At 42.0% G+C, this 15,954-nt stretch carries 20 protein-coding genes; 10 read left to right on the top strand and 10 right to left on the bottom strand.

Going from position 1 to position 15,954, the window contains the following annotated elements:
- Positions 1-88: 88 nt before the first annotated feature.
- Entirely contained in the window at positions 89-2,746 is a 2,658-nt protein-coding gene (locus NSQ83_RS03400) for an MMPL family transporter (RefSeq protein WP_015715321.1), read from the bottom strand.
- Positions 2,743-3,201 (bottom strand): MarR family transcriptional regulator, encoded by a 459-nt coding sequence (locus NSQ83_RS03395; protein WP_003242874.1) that lies wholly within the window; start codon positions 3,199-3,201, stop codon positions 2,743-2,745. The genes NSQ83_RS03400 and NSQ83_RS03395 overlap by 4 nt, the downstream gene beginning before the upstream one ends.
- A 168-nt stretch (positions 3,202-3,369) precedes the next feature.
- On the opposite strand from NSQ83_RS03395, the gene dinB reads away from it, so the two are divergent.
- From dinB to vmlR, 3 genes are all read left to right on the top strand, one after another.
- A complete protein-coding gene (dinB, locus tag NSQ83_RS03390; protein WP_015715320.1) occupies positions 3,370-3,888 on the top strand; it encodes a damage-inducible protein DinB in 519 nt (172 codons plus the stop codon).
- A 171-nt stretch (positions 3,889-4,059) separates the two neighbouring features.
- On the top strand, positions 4,060-5,436 hold the full coding sequence (locus tag NSQ83_RS03385; RefSeq protein WP_014475969.1) for an amino acid permease: 1,377 nt from the start codon (positions 4,060-4,062) through the stop codon (positions 5,434-5,436).
- 319 nt (positions 5,437-5,755) lie between these two features.
- Positions 5,756-7,402 carry an ABC-F type ribosomal protection protein VmlR gene (gene vmlR, locus NSQ83_RS03380; protein WP_068947480.1) on the top strand — a complete coding sequence of 549 codons (1,647 nt, stop codon included), beginning with the start codon at positions 5,756-5,758 and terminating at the stop codon, positions 7,400-7,402.
- Between the two features lie 161 nt (positions 7,403-7,563).
- Here the strand turns inward: vmlR and NSQ83_RS03375 are convergent, their stop codons facing one another.
- The 3 genes from NSQ83_RS03375 to NSQ83_RS03365 all read right to left on the bottom strand — a co-directional run bounded on the left by NSQ83_RS03375 (position 7,564) and on the right by NSQ83_RS03365 (position 9,141).
- Positions 7,564-8,037: a GNAT family N-acetyltransferase gene (locus NSQ83_RS03375; RefSeq protein WP_038427447.1), complete on the bottom strand. Its 474-nt coding sequence runs from the start codon at positions 8,035-8,037 to the stop codon at positions 7,564-7,566.
- Between the two features lie 163 nt (positions 8,038-8,200).
- Positions 8,201-8,545, bottom strand: a complete 345-nt coding sequence (locus tag NSQ83_RS03370) for a DoxX family protein (RefSeq protein WP_038427445.1) — start codon at positions 8,543-8,545, stop codon at positions 8,201-8,203.
- The gene (locus NSQ83_RS03365) at positions 8,542-9,141 is read right to left on the bottom strand and encodes a TetR/AcrR family transcriptional regulator (protein WP_038427443.1); all 600 of its coding nucleotides are present in this window, start codon (positions 9,139-9,141) and stop codon (positions 8,542-8,544) included. The genes NSQ83_RS03370 and NSQ83_RS03365 overlap by 4 nt, the downstream gene beginning before the upstream one ends.
- Before the next feature lie 356 nt (positions 9,142-9,497).
- Here NSQ83_RS03365 and NSQ83_RS03360 point away from each other — a divergent pair, with 356 nt between their 5' ends.
- From NSQ83_RS03360 to cotP, 3 genes are read left to right on the top strand one after another with little or no spacing between them, the layout of a single operon-like run.
- On the top strand, positions 9,498-9,770 hold the full coding sequence (locus NSQ83_RS03360) for a spore germination protein (protein WP_003243854.1): 273 nt from the start codon (positions 9,498-9,500) through the stop codon (positions 9,768-9,770).
- Between the two features lie 13 nt (positions 9,771-9,783).
- Positions 9,784-10,026: a spore germination protein gene (locus NSQ83_RS03355; RefSeq protein ID WP_003234151.1), complete on the top strand. Its 243-nt coding sequence runs from the start codon at positions 9,784-9,786 to the stop codon at positions 10,024-10,026.
- A 12-nt stretch (positions 10,027-10,038) separates the two neighbouring features.
- Positions 10,039-10,470 (top strand): spore coat protein CotP, encoded by a 432-nt coding sequence (gene cotP, locus NSQ83_RS03350; RefSeq protein WP_003234154.1) that lies wholly within the window; start codon positions 10,039-10,041, stop codon positions 10,468-10,470.
- Between the two features lie 14 nt (positions 10,471-10,484).
- Here the strand turns inward: cotP and NSQ83_RS03345 are convergent, their stop codons facing one another.
- Positions 10,485-11,192, bottom strand: a complete 708-nt coding sequence (locus NSQ83_RS03345; protein ID WP_003234156.1) for a DUF421 domain-containing protein — start codon at positions 11,190-11,192, stop codon at positions 10,485-10,487.
- Positions 11,193-11,398: 206 nt separating this feature from the next.
- Here NSQ83_RS03345 and NSQ83_RS03340 point away from each other — a divergent pair, with 206 nt between their 5' ends.
- The 4 genes from NSQ83_RS03340 (at position 11,399) to NSQ83_RS03325 (ending at position 13,102) form a co-directional block, all read left to right on the top strand.
- Positions 11,399-11,980, top strand: coding sequence for a DUF421 domain-containing protein (locus NSQ83_RS03340; protein ID WP_003234158.1), 582 nt, complete (start codon positions 11,399-11,401; stop codon positions 11,978-11,980).
- Positions 11,981-12,103: 123 nt separating this feature from the next.
- Positions 12,104-12,334: a spore germination protein gene (locus tag NSQ83_RS03335; protein WP_029317348.1), complete on the top strand. Its 231-nt coding sequence runs from the start codon at positions 12,104-12,106 to the stop codon at positions 12,332-12,334.
- Positions 12,335-12,367: 33 nt separating this feature from the next.
- Positions 12,368-12,661 (top strand): hypothetical protein, encoded by a 294-nt coding sequence (locus NSQ83_RS03330; RefSeq protein WP_009969672.1) that lies wholly within the window; start codon positions 12,368-12,370, stop codon positions 12,659-12,661.
- Between the two features lie 204 nt (positions 12,662-12,865).
- On the top strand, positions 12,866-13,102 hold the full coding sequence (locus NSQ83_RS03325; protein WP_003244342.1) for a spore germination protein: 237 nt from the start codon (positions 12,866-12,868) through the stop codon (positions 13,100-13,102).
- A 39-nt stretch (positions 13,103-13,141) separates the two neighbouring features.
- On the opposite strand, the gene NSQ83_RS03320 is transcribed toward NSQ83_RS03325, so the two are convergent.
- From NSQ83_RS03320 to NSQ83_RS03305, 4 genes are all read right to left on the bottom strand, one after another.
- Complete coding sequence (locus tag NSQ83_RS03320) at positions 13,142-13,480, bottom strand: thioredoxin family protein (protein WP_046664257.1); 339 nt, start codon at positions 13,478-13,480, stop codon at positions 13,142-13,144.
- A gap of 185 nt (positions 13,481-13,665) precedes the next feature.
- The gene (locus tag NSQ83_RS03315) at positions 13,666-14,055 is read right to left on the bottom strand and encodes a DoxX family protein (protein WP_003234169.1); all 390 of its coding nucleotides are present in this window, start codon (positions 14,053-14,055) and stop codon (positions 13,666-13,668) included.
- Positions 14,056-14,156: 101 nt separating this feature from the next.
- A complete protein-coding gene (locus tag NSQ83_RS03310; protein ID WP_033883506.1) occupies positions 14,157-15,095 on the bottom strand; it encodes a ring-cleaving dioxygenase in 939 nt (312 codons plus the stop codon).
- Positions 15,096-15,110: 15 nt separating this feature from the next.
- A complete protein-coding gene (locus NSQ83_RS03305) occupies positions 15,111-15,731 on the bottom strand; it encodes a nitroreductase family protein (protein WP_038427437.1) in 621 nt (206 codons plus the stop codon).
- Positions 15,732-15,954 lie beyond the last annotated feature (223 nt).

Raw genomic sequence — 15,954 nt, 5'->3', positions numbered from 1 at the left:
ATCGTCTGACCTTTTTTGGGTAACACGTCTGAAGTTAGTCGTTTAGTCATGAAAAAAGAGTGATGACCATTCATCACTCTTCTCTCGATTACTCTTTTCCTTTCTTCCTGCCGAACGGCCACCAGTTTCCTTCTCCAAAGGTCGCAATGATTGCCGGGATGAAGAGCGGAAGAATGACAAGGCCGTAAAGCAAGAGCCCGATGATGATAACACTTGCCACCTGCATCAGGGTATTGACACCTGAAGGCATCATCGCCGCGAACGTACCGGCCAATATAATGGCAGCTGTAATAATGACAGATCCCATTTTGCTCATTGACCTGACGACACCTTGCTCAATGCCAAGGTGCACCTCTTCCTTAAATCGATCCAGCAAGAAGATTGAATAATCTACCCCTAACGCGATCAAGATGACAAAGCTGAAGAATGGCACTGCCCAGCTGACACCCGCGTTTCCTAAGCCGTTTACAAAAATTAATTCTGTTATGGATATCGACGTATAGTACGTCAGCAGCAATGACGCGATCATATAAATCGGCATGATCATTGAGCGGAACAAAATGGTTAACACGATAAACAGGCCTATAATCATAATCACCATTGTTCTGGAGAAGTCCGTTGTGGACAGCTCTTTTAAGTCCGCGTTCATACTCGTGACCCCGCCGTATACGATCTGTGCATCCTCCAAAGGAGTGCCGTCAACTTCGTTTGCGACAGCTTTTTTGATTTGGTTTATTGTCGCAATAGCATGTTCTGAGTACGGATTTGAATCCAGAACGACACTTAATTGAACACCTTTGCCGTCTGCAAAGGAATACTGGTCAATTGACTTCTTAAAGTCTTTGTCCTTCATTACTTGACCAGGAATGAATATGCCTGTATCTCTTACAGTTGAACTTTTGCTCATGTCCTCTAACATATCACTGGAAGCTGTAATACCGTCAGAGACTTTCGTCAGGCCCTCATTTGCGCTTTTCACGCCTTCGGACAGCTTTTTCAGGCTTTCTGTCAGCGTTCCGGCTTGTGCCTGCTGGCCTGAGAGCTGTTGGTTCGCTTGTTCAAGGCCGGTTTGAATCTGGCCAAGCTGTCCGCTGATTGCCGTAAGCTGCTGCACGGTCTGTGCGGTATTGCCAGTTTGGGAAATCTGTTTGCTCACGAGCTGCAGCTGCTGATTGATTTTGCCCAAGCCATCTGCCGCATCGCCCAGTGAACCGCCAGACCCTCCATTTGAGGCCGAGCCGGTTTGCCCTGCCATTTGATTCAGTCCGTTTTCTATATCCGTTAATCCGCTTTGGATATCGGCAATCCCTTTTACTGTCTTATCCAGCCCGTCTGAAACCGATCCTAGCTGGTTATCAATATATAAATCTTTGATTTTTTTACCAGTCGGCTGCGTAATGGTCATAACAGAGTCAACATGATCAACTTTCTCGATCGCTTTGCTGATATTTCCTAGATAGGGGATTGTATCAGCTGTTGTAAGATCTTTGTCTCCTTTTACGACAACATTGATCGGGAACGCTTTTCCTTCCCCGAATCCATCCTTAATGGCCTCGAGAGCTTTTATAGATTTATAATCGCTGCTGATTTCCGCAGTTGAGTCGAATGAAATCTGGTCATCATAGGTCAAGATGAACGGAAGCGTAATCACCACCGTGATGACAATGAACAGAAACGGACGCGCAACGGAGTGTCTGCCGAGAAACGCCCATAGTTTGTTATCACTGTGTGACAGCACTTTCTTAGAAGGCCAGAATAATTTTTCACCCAGCGTCACCATAAATAATGGCAGCAGTGTGTAGAGGATGATCATTAAAATTCCCACACCGACTGCTACCCCTACTGCGGATTGGAAAATCGCAAACTTCGCAAATCCTAAGGCGGAAAATCCGATCAATACCGCAAATCCGCTGATAAATAAGGTTTTTCCCCCTGTGCGGTAAGCGATAAGCGCCGCTTCTTTTTTATCATGCCCGTTTGCCAATTCTTCACGGAACCGTGTAAGAAGCAGTATGCAGTAATCTGTTCCAATGCCGAACAGGATCGCAACTAAGAAGGTTTGCGTAAACGTCGAGATAGGAAAATCAACATTGTATACAAGGATGCCCAGTATAGATTGACTGATCAGATAAGAAAAACCGACAACCACAATCGGGATAAAAGGCGTCACAACAGATCGGAACACGATCAACAGTAAACCGATGATCAGGCAGACTGTTATCACTTCCGTTTTCTTAAGCCCTTCCTCTGAGCTGTGAGCGAAATCCTGGTTGATAAGGGAAGCTCCCGTAATATAAGCCGTCAAATCATCAGGAACGATTTGATAAATCTCGTCCGCGATTTTTTCCGCCTTTTTATCAGAACCTGTAATCGTGATAGGCATGAGAACGGTTTTCTTGTCTTTCGACATCAACTGGTCTTTGACTTCTTTTTCCGCTGACAGAGGAGATGTTACCTCTTCTACACCGTCGATCTTTTTGATTTTATCAATCATTATCCGGAGCTGATTCTCTGTTTCTTTCTTTATAGCGTTGTCTAATGTAAAGACAACACTGATCGAATTATTGTCTTCTCCCGCTTGTTTTAAAATGGCGTTTGCCCTTTCTGAAACAGCATCAGCGGGAAGCTGGGCCTGCCCCTTTTGATTGGCCAGCTCCGTTAAGTTCGGAGAAAACAAACTCAAAACGACGGTAAGTGCTAATACTATGGCTGCAATTGCCCACTTGAATTTGATGATTGCTCTCATTCGGCAGAATCTCCTCCTTTAAATTTGCTTTTTAAAATGGTGAATATCTCGATGATGGAATGTAAGTGTTCCTCATCTATATCATCAATCAGCGGTTTGAGCGCGTTAAAGATGGCTGAATCTAATTCTTCTAGTATGTGTTCACCACTGGGTGTAATGTTAATAAGCTTAGAGCGCCTATCACTTTTTTCCGGACAGTCGTCCCATTGAACCAATCCCTTTTCGAGCAGCTTTTTCAGTCTGTTAGAGATCGCGCTCTTATGTACATTTTGGTACATGGCCAGGCTGCCGGGAGAGGTTGGGCCCTTGACTTTTAAAATTTTCAACAGGTCTGCCTGTTCCCTTGAGATATGCTTGAAGACATCCTGATTGATTTCACGATGCACAAATTCTGTCCCTTCAAGCAGGACTTCAACAAACAGGTTTATCGCCTGACATAGCTTTTGTTCATTCAATATCTTCCCCTCCTCACTATAGTTTACCCCGCTAAACTTTATGTTCAATGTCAATTAGTTTATTCCTCTAAACTATATATGTCAACAAATTTTATTTTCGAGCACTCTACATAAGAACTCATGTTCGTGTATAATGGAAGCTATACACACGAAAGGGGGAATTTTAACATGTCAGATTTGGCATTCAAGTTGTATGAATATAACGTCTGGGCCAATCAACAAATATTCAACCGATTAAAAGAGCTTCCAAAAGAGGTATACCATCAAGAAATTCAAAGCGTGTTTCCGTCAATATCCCATGTATTGTCTCATGTTTATCTTTCTGATCTCGGCTGGATTGAAGTGTTTTCCGGCAAAACCTTGAGCGATGCGTTGGCTTTAGCTGAACAGCTTAAAGAACAGACAGAGGCTAAAGAAATAGAGGAAATGGAAGACCTTTTTCTGAGGTTATCCGAGCGCTATATACTATTTTTACAGCAAAAAGAACAGCTCAATAAGCCACTCCAGATTCAGAATCCCTCAAGCGGAATCATGAAAACAACTGTTTCCGAACTGCTTCCCCACGTTGTCAACCACGGGACATACCACCGCGGCAATATCACAGCAATGCTGCGGCAGGCAGGCTACGCATCCGCACCGACAGATTACGGGCTCTACCTGTTTATGAAAAAAACTGAAAAAGCATAAGAAAGCGGCTCCCTAAATGGAGCCGCTTTTTTCGGGAAATAGTCCAAATCACATTAAAATTCTTTTCATCAATCCTTTTTTAGTAAAAAAGATAGAAATTTTAGTGTTATAATAATCATTAAAAATAGATTGCTGACTCAATAAACAATTTTCAATGGAGGAACACATAAAGTGACAGACGACATGACGAAAGACAATATAAATCAGCAAACGTTGCAGAGAGGCTTGAAAAACAGGCATATCCAGCTCATCGCCATCGGCGGAGCCATTGGGACAGGCTTATTTCTCGGCTCGGGCAAATCGATTCATTTTGCCGGACCTTCGATTTTATTTGCTTATATGATCACAGGGATCATTTGCTTTTTAATTATGAGATCGCTGGGTGAACTGCTGTTATCAAACTTGAACTATCACTCTTTTGTGGATTTTGTACAAGACTACCTAGGCGATATGGCAGCATTTATCACCGGCTGGACATATTGGTTCTGCTGGATTTCCATTGCGATGGCTGATCTGACAGCAGTCGGGCTCTACACTCAATATTGGCTCCCGGGTGTGCCGCAATGGGTGCCCGGCTTGATCGCTCTTATTATTTTACTGATTATGAACCTGGCGACAGTCAAGCTTTTTGGAGAATTAGAATTTTGGTTTGCTTTGATTAAAGTCATTGCCATTTTGGCGTTAATCGTCATTGGCCTTGTGATGATTTTCAAAGGCTTTTCCACAAGCTCAGGAGTGTCCAGCTTCACAAACCTCTGGAGCCACGGAGGCCTGTTCCCGAATGGCATGCACGGGTTTATCCTCTCGTTCCAGATGGTTGTGTTTGCTTTTGTTGGCATTGAGCTTGTCGGGCTTACGGCCGGTGAAACAGAAAACCCTGAAAAAGTAATCCCTAAGGCGATCAACAATATTCCTGTCCGTGTGCTGCTTTTTTATATCGGGGCTCTTCTCGTGATTATGAGCATCTATCCTTGGGATGTCATCAATCCCAGCGAAAGCCCATTCGTACAAGTATTTGTCGCTGTTGGCATCGTCGGGGCTGCAAGTATTATCAACTTTGTTGTGTTGACATCCGCTGCTTCAGCGTGCAACAGCGCTGTATTCAGTACAAGCCGTATGGTCTATTCCCTGGCGAAAGATCACAATGCGCCTGAGTCAATGGCGAAACTGACTCAGCGTAAAGTGCCTAGAAATGCTTTATTCTTTTCAGCTATCGTGATTTTAATCGGTGTTACGTTAAACTACATCATGCCAGAAGGCGTATTCACCCTGATCACAAGCATTTCAACCGTATGCTTTATCTATATTTGGGGGATTACGGTCATCTGCCATATGAAATACCGCAAAACAAGGCCTGAATTAGCGAAAACAAACAAGTTTAAGCTTCCGCTTTATCCGTTTACAAATTACCTGATTCTTGCGTTCCTGGCGTTTGTTCTGGTTGTGCTGGCACTGGCACAGGATACTCGTGTTTCCTTATTTGTCACACCGGTTTGGTTTATTTTGCTGATTGTGATTTATAAAGTGAGAAAAGCGAAGCATCAATAACACCCGAAACTCCTGCCTCAAAAATGAGAGCAGGAGTTTTTTTGATGAAAATGACCTTTGCTTTTGAATTTGAAGGTATGCTATAGTGTTTGTAATCAAAACAAGAAGGGATGATGGGTGGACAATGATTAACTAATCTTATTTTTACCGTTTGAAATCAATATTTCAAATCAAAAAATAGGATTAGTCTGCCCATTTTCTATATATACGACACTGCTATTTATAAAAAATAGCTTATTTGATCATGCACAGGCACGGCTAATCCTTCCAACACATTTGGGAGGATTTTTTTATTCTCCCTTTAAAGCGAGGGATATGGATGAAAGAGATCGTAACATTAACAAACGTCAGCTATGAAGTGAAGGATCTGACTGTTTTTAAAAACGTAAATGCAAGTGTTCAGCAAGGAGATATCATTGGGATTATCGGCAAAAACGGTGCTGGGAAATCTACGCTGCTGCACCTCATTCACAATGACTTAGCCCCTGCACAGGGACAAATCCTTCGGAAGGATATAAAACTGGCTTTGGTTGAACAGGAAACCGCGGCGTATTCCTTTGCGGATCAGACACCTGCCGAAAAGAAGTTACTGGAGAAATGGCATGTGCCTCTTCGTGATTTTCATCAGTTAAGCGGCGGTGAAAAGTTGAAAGCGCGGCTGGCGAAAGGACTGTCGGAGGATGCAGATCTGCTGCTGTTAGATGAACCGACAAACCACCTTGATGAAAAAAGCTTGCAATTTCTCATCCAACAGCTGAAACATTATAGCGGCACGGTGATTCTCGTTTCTCACGATCGATATTTTTTAGACGAAGCCGCAACAAAAATATGGTCGCTTGAGGATCAGACGCTGATTGAATTCAAAGGGAATTACTCCGGGTATATGAAGTTCCGGGAGAAGAAAAGACTCACCCAGCAGCGTGAATATGAAAAGCAGCAAAAAATGGTTGAACGGATTGAAGCACAAATGAATGAGCTCGCTTCTTGGTCGGAAAAAGCCCATGCTCAATCGACGAAAAAGGAAGGGTTTAAAGAATATCACCGGGTAAAAGCGAAGCGTACGGATGCCCAGATAAAATCCAAGCAGAAGCGGCTTGAAAAAGAGCTGGAAAAAGCAAAGGCGGAACCCGTTACCCCAGAATATACAGTCCGCTTTTCAATCGATACAACCCACAAAACAGGAAAACGTTTTTTAGAAGTTCAGAATGTAACAAAAGCGTTTGGAGAAAGGACTCTCTTTAAAAACGCAAACTTTACAATTCAGCACGGCGAAAAGGTTGCGATCATAGGCCCCAATGGCAGCGGAAAAACGACATTACTGAACATCATTCTTGGACAGGAAACAGCAGAAGGAAGCGTATGGGTGTCGCCGTCCGCAAACATCGGCTATTTAACGCAGGAGGTGTTTGATTTGCCTTTAGAACAAACACCGGAAGAGTTATTTAAGAATGAAACATTCAAAGCAAGGGGGCACGTTCAAAATCTGATGAGGCACTTAGGTTTTACAGCCGCCCAATGGACTGAACCGATCAAGCATATGAGTATGGGTGAGCGTGTAAAGATCAAGCTGATGGCCTATATTCTGGAGGAAAAAGACGTGCTGATTTTAGATGAGCCGACAAACCATCTCGACCTGCCGTCACGCGAACAGCTGGAAGAAACACTATCACAATACAGCGGCACATTGCTGGCGGTTTCACATGACCGATACTTTCTTGAAAAAATAACAAACAGTAAACTCGTCATCTCAAACAACGGCATCGAAAAGCAGTTAAATGACGCCGCTCCTTCAGAAAGAAATGAGCGGGAGGAGCTTCGCTTAAAGCTTGAGACAGAAAGACAAGAAGTGCTGGGAAAGCTCAGTTTTATGACGCCAAATGATAAAGGGTATAAGGAGCTTGATCAGGCTTTCAATGAGCTTACGAAACGAATAAAAGAGCTGGATCATCAAGACAAAAAAGACTGAGGGAGAAAGTTCAAGCGGCATTGAAAAGGACAACAGCTGTTGTCCTTTTTTCTTTATATGTTCAAGCCTTCCCATGACCTTAATGTTTCTAATGATGACTTATAGTACCCTGCCACTGCTTCCAGATAGGCATCTTGTGTTTGGGTAACGTAAGCGACTTTTCAGCATAGCTGTTTCCGCATACGTATATTGGTCAAGGCATAGCCCATCTTCTGATAAAGATAGACGGCTGTCTCGTTGTGTGCAAATACATGTAGAGCCAGCCTTTCCGCACCAAGCTCTCTTGCTCTTTCATCAAGTGTTTGAAGCGCCAATTGAGCAAGTCCTTTTCCGCGAAAGGCTTCATACAATCCAAAGGAATAGATAAACGCTTCCTTTTGCGGATGAAACGGATCAGCATACAGCCAGAGCCAGCCCATTCTTTCCCCTTGGTCATTTGTGATGTTCCAAAAATAATGATTGCTGCTGTCTCGCCCATTCGGAACCATGTTCTCATATGCCTGCTCCGATTTCTCAAACGCCTCTTTTTCCGTCCAAGTTCCTGACGTTATGTTTTGTTTCGCATAATTTTGCACGGACATCCCGCGAAAGGCTTCGAACTCTTCCTCAGTCATGTCTTCCAAAGTGAATGCCATCCTGTATTCCTCCTTTATAAAAAAAGCCCAGCTGACACCGGACGAATAACGCAGAAATGGAGCTCTATTTTACTGATTCAGTTAATTCCTGGACTTTCTATTATTCGATAAGAAAAGGAGATTTCCTGCAAATGGACTTGTTCTTAAACAATAGTGAAAAAGCTTACGTGTAACTCCCCATGATGATCATGATAGAAACAATCAAACAGATTATCGCTGGTATCGTCATGATGACCGATTGTCTTGCTCGAAACGTATGCGCATGAATGGCTCCCGCCATGAGAACGACAAACAGAACACCTGCTCCAATCGCTGCATACCGATTCCAAATTCCCGCTGTCATAGCAAGTGCCCCGGCTATTTCGAGAATGCCGGTAACAGTCAGAAACCATAATGGATATTGATAATGCCGCCAATGCTCAACTTGAAAGGGAACACGGCTTACCTTTATGATGCCTCCCGCAAGCATAAAAACTGCCAAACTGACTTTCAGAATAATAGATATCATCTTACGTCATTCCCTTTCGGAAGCATCCCGTATATCAAAAGATTCACAACCTCTGTTGCGAGGCTTGCCGGATCTTTGATTCCGGTTAACAAAAATGAATCGGTTAAATGTTCAATCATGCCGACCAAACACTCAGCGACAGTTTCCATATCCAGTTCAGAGTGAAAATAGCCAAGCCGCTGTTCTGCTTCTAAGTTCTCTTTCAAAACCATCGCCAAGTCTTTTTTCATTTGTTTTGCTTCCGGGTTAAGAAAAAAGCCGATCTTGGTTAAATCCTTGTCCTCAGCCAGACATTGAAAAACAGATTCCAAAGCAGACAGCACCCGTTTTGTCACATCCTCCGTGTTTAATCCGTTTTCCAGAAGAAGTGACTCTGTCAGCTTTTTGACCCGAGAGTGAAAATCGGTGATTAACTCGGCAAAGATGGCTTCTTTGCTTTGAAAGTACAGGTAAAATGAAGGCTGTGTGAACCCAGCTTTTTTTACAATCTCACTTATCTTCGTGTCATGGAATCCCCGAATCGAAAATTCATTAGCGGCAGCTTTGAGTAACCGTTTCCGGCTTTCTTCTCCTTTACGTCCTTTTTTATTTTTCAACGAGGACCCCCCCCCAAAAATAATACTCGCTAGTAATGTTACTAACGAGTATTATTTCATGGCATTAGCTTCATTGTCAATGATTTCAAACTGATCCTGTTTGCCAGCTTTCTTTATTAAAGGGTCTCATGCATTTCGAATAACTGAATCAATTCATTGCTTCCTATATCAATGGCTTTTCATTCACTGATAAGTATTTGCCAAATAGATTGACATTCAGGCTGTGACAAACTTTATTCTTTTTTTCTAACGAGCATCACTCCAGGGCCAGATAGAGTTTTGCCCGTAAATGCAAGGAACAATTGGGTGCAGCGGCGCATAATGTACTGTACAGAAAGATGGAAGGGTGTGATGGGATGCCGTCTACAGTAATCAACCTATATTATTTGAAGATCAACAGTATTTCGGGCAATGGTTCAATTACAATAGGCGAAGCTGCTTATAACAGCCCTACCAACAATCAAAAATCTCAAGGGACCAACTCTTCTTTCGGTGATACATCACCTACAGAATCCGTAATGGAAAACTTCTTAAACGATCCTGATGTAAATGACCAGACATCTATCGGCAACTCTGATACATCCAACGTTAATGCTCCTCCGATTGCACCACCGCCAATTTTAGATTAAAGGGGTTTCGTCTATGCCATATCAAATTAATATCGCAAATATTAAGATCAACGGCGTCACGCAAAACGGAAATATAGATGTCGGTCCGACTGTGCACAACAGCCATACTGCGAACAGCAAATATTTTGGAGCAAACTTTTCCTTAGGGGATCTTTCGCCTACGTCTTCACTTTTAAACACTGGAAATATTGATTCAGACGTTAGTGACCAAGACCAAATCGGAAACCCTTCTGCGCCGATTTCAAATCAAATTTAAGGAGAATCTCATATGGATTTCGAAAAAATTCGAAAGTGGCTTGAGATTACGAATGAATATAAACAAAGTGACTTTTGGACAAATGTGCTCAAATATAAAGCCCCGGAACATTTTTTTGATTCCGAAGCTTCTACGTTTGTTTACGACTTTTATCAAGATGAGGAATATAATTTTATCATTGTGGAAATGCCCGGTGTGTATGAGGAAGAATTAACGATCCGTTTACTGTCTAAAACCCAGCTGCTGATCAAAGGAACGATCACGCCTGTTTTTCCAGCCGAAATGGAAGTGCTGCGTGAACGGTATTACGGAGAAATTGAGCGAATCATTCAGCTTCCCGAAGCCGCTGAAACTCATTTGTTACAGATTCAGCTGTTAAACGGGCTTCTGCATATTTCGTACCCAAGACAAGTTGAAACCGTTGCGTTCAATAAGGGGCTTTAAGATTGATTGTTCCTTCATTCCTTATCCATAGGGACTGATATATGGTCTTTATATTGATCCACATAAATATCCCCATTACCCAGCAGCACTGCGTACACGGTCTCTTTCACCTTTATGTCTCTTTTTCGCAATTCTTCCAAAAGCCAGGATTCCGTCAAACGATTCTGCTTTAAATTATTCTCAATGATTTCTCCGTCCATAATAAGTTCTATCGGAAGCCTTTGTTCTTGGTTTACCGCAATCATTAAATCCTGTTTGGTCACATGCCGGAATTGCGGTTTTCTTAACACAGTCAGCTGACCATTCGTTTCAAGAATGGCAAAAAGAACTTCTTCGATATTAAATATTTCTTTTTCCCGTAATTGCTGATTTAAATAATCAAGTGTGTAACGCATTTTCCTCATATTTGATTCAAGTATCTTCCCGTTTTGAATCAGCACTGTTGGATCTCCGGCAAAAAATTTCCTCAGCTTCCTGTTCTTTATCGACAGAAACGAAATTAGAAAAATCGTTAGCACAAAAATACTAAACGAAATGGCCATATTGTGCGGTTTTATTGAAGTATTGTAAGCTAATCCGGCAGCAATCGCCCCTAGTGTGATCGCCGCAATAAAATCAAAAATCGTCATTTGAGAGATTGTCTGTTTGCCTAAAATTCGTTCTGCGATTAACAGCAAGCCAAAGCTGGCAACCGTTCTAATGACAACTTCAAGTTCAATCATGTTATGGTGCTCCCCGCTTCCCAGATTGTTTTGGCCAAAACTCCTGCTGCTATCATTGTTTGGCTTAATATATCCATCTATACCAAAAATATTGTTCGGTTCAGGACAGAATGAACCGACTGCCTTTCGGATATATTAAATTGCGATTGGCCGGAAGAAAAGCCAATCCCATGACAAATCTAATTCATCATTGGTCAGGTGGTAGCATGAATTTCACTTGGGAATCTCTTGTTCTCATTGTAGCCGGGGTCATTTTGCTGAGAATTTCAGGAAGGAAATCAATCGCACAAATGACGTCAACTCAAACGGTTGTCATGATTTCGATCGGAACTATTATCGTTCAGCCAATCATTGAGTACAGCCTCTTCAAAACATTAATTGCAGCGGCAATTTTCACAAGCACACTCATCGTTATGGAATGGATCCAAATGAAATCGAACACCATTGAAAAGATGTTAACCGGAAAAGCAAAAATCGTAATTGAAAACGGACAGCTTCATATCGAAAACTTAAAGAAGATGAGACTTACAGCTGACCAGCTTGAAATGCAGCTAAGGCTTCACGGCGTTACGGCTATACAAGATGTTAAAATAGCGACATTAGAGGCCAACGGACAATTAGGAATTGAATTGACTGATGACGCCAAGCCTTTAACAGTCAGGGATCTGAAAAAACTCATTCACCCCGATTTCATAAATAAGGACGGACAAGCCCAGTCTGGCAATCAGAATATTTTTGATGAAGTTGGCAAAAAAAATAAAAAAAACGTCCCTAAAAAGCTGCATTAACAAAAGGCGCTTGTGGCATTTTGCAGGTTTTTGTCTCTTACTGAAAGTTTTTGCCGTTTTGTTTAAGCAACTGCTGCTCACACACCATATTGTATAAACAGTCATAACGGAGAGGAGAGATGAATGATGAAATTCCCAGTTTATATTCATTCGATATCCGGGAACAGCGTTTTTAATAACGGATTTGCAGTTTCCATCAGCCCGTTCTCTGTGTCTAAAACAACAGAGGGTTCCGGTGGGAGTAATACAGGTTTGGTTTTTGAATCCAATACTTTAAGCCAAACAAGCTCCGCCAATCAAGCCCAAAATGTAACATATGCGATCCAAGAGCTGCTTTCCAAGCTTTTAGCGTAAAAATTAAGAAATAAACACTTCATGAGGTGCCGTATGGCTTTTCCAATTATTCACACGAACTTTTGGGATGCTGTGATAGCTGTTCCAATCATCATATTGATAACCCAAATCCTCAAAATATTATTGAAAATCCCCAAAACTTTTGTACCGTCAGTTGCCTTAATAACAGGCCTTGTCATTTCTGTTTTCATAAGCCATCGACACAGCCTCTTTTCTGGCGTATTTATGGGCTGGTTTTATGGCTACGCTGCTATAGGCTCCTACTCATCATTAAAAACGACCATCTTATCCTTCAGGCAAACGAAAAACGATACATCAAATTCATAGATGACATATAACGATCTGCCGCCTCTTTATCAGGCGGCTTTATTTCTGCTGATAGGTTGATCATCTTCAAAAGATGATCATTCACTCGCTATTATTTTTACCATTATGTTGATGCAATGATATAAAAACGCAATATCATAGAAGTAAATAGACTGCCAGCGTCCTCTATGACGGCTACTTCTGAGTGAAAGGAGTTTTTGAAGCATGCGATCTCAAATCAACATCTCAAATCTCACGATAAATGGAATGACACAAAACGCCAATACAGATATCGGACAAAACTTGCAAAACAGCCATACTGCGAACAGCAAAAATTACGGAGTGAATTTCACATTAGGAGATTACTCTCCTTCTCATTCAATTATTATTTCAGCAAGTTGTGATAATGATACAAGTGATCAAGGGCAGGTTGATAACCCTTCTTCGCCTAGTGAAGAATAAAAAAAGAACTCATTTGAGTTCTTTTTTTGCCTTATTCCTTTATTCGCCTTCATATAATCGATAAACCCTTTTCAGCTTTTGTTCAAGCTGTTCAAAATGAACAAAACGGGCTTCTCTTAGAAACTCAGTCCCATCAATGAACAAAAGAAGCACAGGAACGGTGAAAACTGAAAATCTGCCGGCGACCTCTGCTGAATCGTCAGCATTGATATGCCCCAATTTGATGTTTGGAAACTGATCCAATACTATTCTGAGCTGGGGCAGAACTGCGTGACATACTGTACAGGCAGGCCTTGATATATAAATAAAACTGAATTTGTGCTGTTTGATAAAGTTTTCTATAGAAACTAATGAATGTAATTCTGTCATCTCTTTCATCCATTTACTCCTTCAAATAGGTCTGTTTTTCATGACCAAGCTCATCAATACGTATCATTCACTATACAGATTTTTATTTATGATATCCGCTTTTTTGCTTTGCAGAGTACCTGCAAGCTTGCCGAAAATGTCAAAATAAAAGAACAGTTACTGACAAGCAGCAACTGTTCTTACATACTTTCGTATTAAAAATGCAAAGCGTAAGCTCCTGAACCGATGAGTGCAACCCCTATGGAAACTGCAATGAGCACCAGGTTATATTCAAAACCTCCGGCGCCATTCGCAAAACCTTTCGCTCCATGGACTTTTACGATAGCACCTAACATGATGATCGTTATGATAGCAGCTCCAAGCGGGAGGAATACGCCTAAAATAAATAGAATTCCGCTTACTAACTCCCCAAGACCTGATAGAGCGGCCGCAACGTTTCCTGGTTTCACCCCAATTGATTCGAACCATTGTCCGGTTCCTTTAATCCCGTATCCGCCAAACCAGCCGAATAATTTTTGTGTGCCATAAAACAAAAACACCACACCAATCATTATACGAATAAGCAACAGTCCTGCATCTTCCATTTGTATCTCTCCTCATCTTTGATTTTATCTGATTCTTTGCTGACAGTACCATCCAGCAATCATCAATTGAATATATGTTTCTTTATTTTTTATGTGTCAAATCAATCTAACTCTCTTACTTCAAACGGCAGCAGCCCTTGTTCAATTTGTGTGCGATGCGGTTCATATTGCACAGGCAGCATCAGTTTTTCGCCCATTGTTTCCTGTGTTTCATCATGTGCAAAGCCCGGGGGATCAGTTGCGATTTCAAACAGGATTTCCCCGTGTTCCCTGAAGTAAATGGCATTAAAGTAGTTTCTATCCCGAACAGGAGTTACACCATATCCGTGGGAAGCAATATATCTTTGCCAATCTAACTGATCTTCATCATCGTTAGCCCGCCAAGCGATGTGATGCACCGTTCCGGCCCCCATTTGCCCGCGGCCAATAGGCGTTAACTTAAGGTCAATCACATTTCCGATATCACCGGCGGAACGATAACGAACGAAGTCTCCTTCTTTGCCGACTCGCTCCAGCCCCATGATGTTTTCTAAAAGGTCAGCGGTTTTGTCAGGCTGCGCTGATAATAGGGTTGCACCCCCAAAACCTTTAATGGCAACATCGGGCGTTACATCTCCGAAAGTCCACGTATTAGCCTCTCCTTCTTCTCTTTCCACGATTTCTAAGTGCAGTCCATGAGGATCATCAAATTCTACATATTGTTCCCCAAAGCGCTCGATTTTGGTGTAGGGAACGTTGAACTTTTCTAGTCTCTTTTCCCAAAATGCCATAGCCCCTTTCGGCACGACATACGAAGTCACGCCAACTTGACCGTCTCCAATGACGCCTTGGCGGGCTCCGGCCCACGGAAAGAAGGTAATGATTGTTCCCGGCTTCCCGCCTTCATTCCCAAAATAAAGATGATACGTACCTGGGTCATCAAAATTGACAGTTTGCTTGACCAAACGAAGCCCAAGCACTCCTGCGTAGAAATCTGTGTTCTCTTGAGGGTGACCGACAATCGCTGTAATATGATGAATTCCCATCGTTTTTTTCGCCATTTTTATCCGCTCCTTTTACATATACTCAACAAACTCATTCACAGGCTTCCGGTAGCCGCGCGGTCTTCTGCTCTCTGTTTTTTCTTTTCCAATCGTAATCATCATGACAACCTCAAATTGGTCGTCTATGTTCAAAATCCGTTTTACGGCTTCCGCATCAAAGCCGATCATCGGGCAGGTATCCCAGCCTTTTTCCTTAGCACTCAGCATAAACATCATCGCCGAAAGTGAAGCATTCCTTATCGCCTCATCTCTCTTAAATTGTTCTCCCCTGTTTTCATAAAACGAAACGGTGTCTTGCACCATGTGGTCATACTCTTGCTTATTTAATATCCCCAATACCTTTAAACCTTCATAGATATCGGCCGCTTGTTGATATGCCTGCTTATCCCCTAATACCAAGAGAACCGCAGAAGAGCTAACCACTTTATATTGTCCGTTTGCAGCCTGCTTCAGCTTTTCTTTTACGTCCGGGTCGAGAACCGTCACATATTTTGTATGCTGCAAATTAAAAGCCGATGGTGCCAATGCAACCAATTCAAACATTTCATTGAGGTCTTCTTTTGTGATTGGATGACCTGAAAGAAAATTGCTTGCAGATCGTCTTTCATTGACTAAATGTGTAAATTCAGCCATTACGATACACTCCCTTTTATCTCGAATTCGAGATATTTTATTATAAAAAATCCATATTGAATATTGTGTAAAAGAAATGACAACGGATTGAACACTTAGAGATGCGCTTGATCGCTGATCTTTCCGACCAAATATCTCAAATTAAAATATCTTGAATATGAGATAATAGTAAAATACAGATCTTCTCATGTCAATAGGTTTTTGAAAATTAGGTGGAAATTTT

It is taken from the genome of Bacillus sp. PS217, assembly GCF_037963535.1.
GTDB lineage: Bacteria > Bacillota > Bacilli > Bacillales > Bacillaceae > Bacillus > Bacillus subtilis.
Note: the sequence above shows the minus strand (reverse complement) of the source record. Positions and strands in the feature narration are given on the sequence as shown.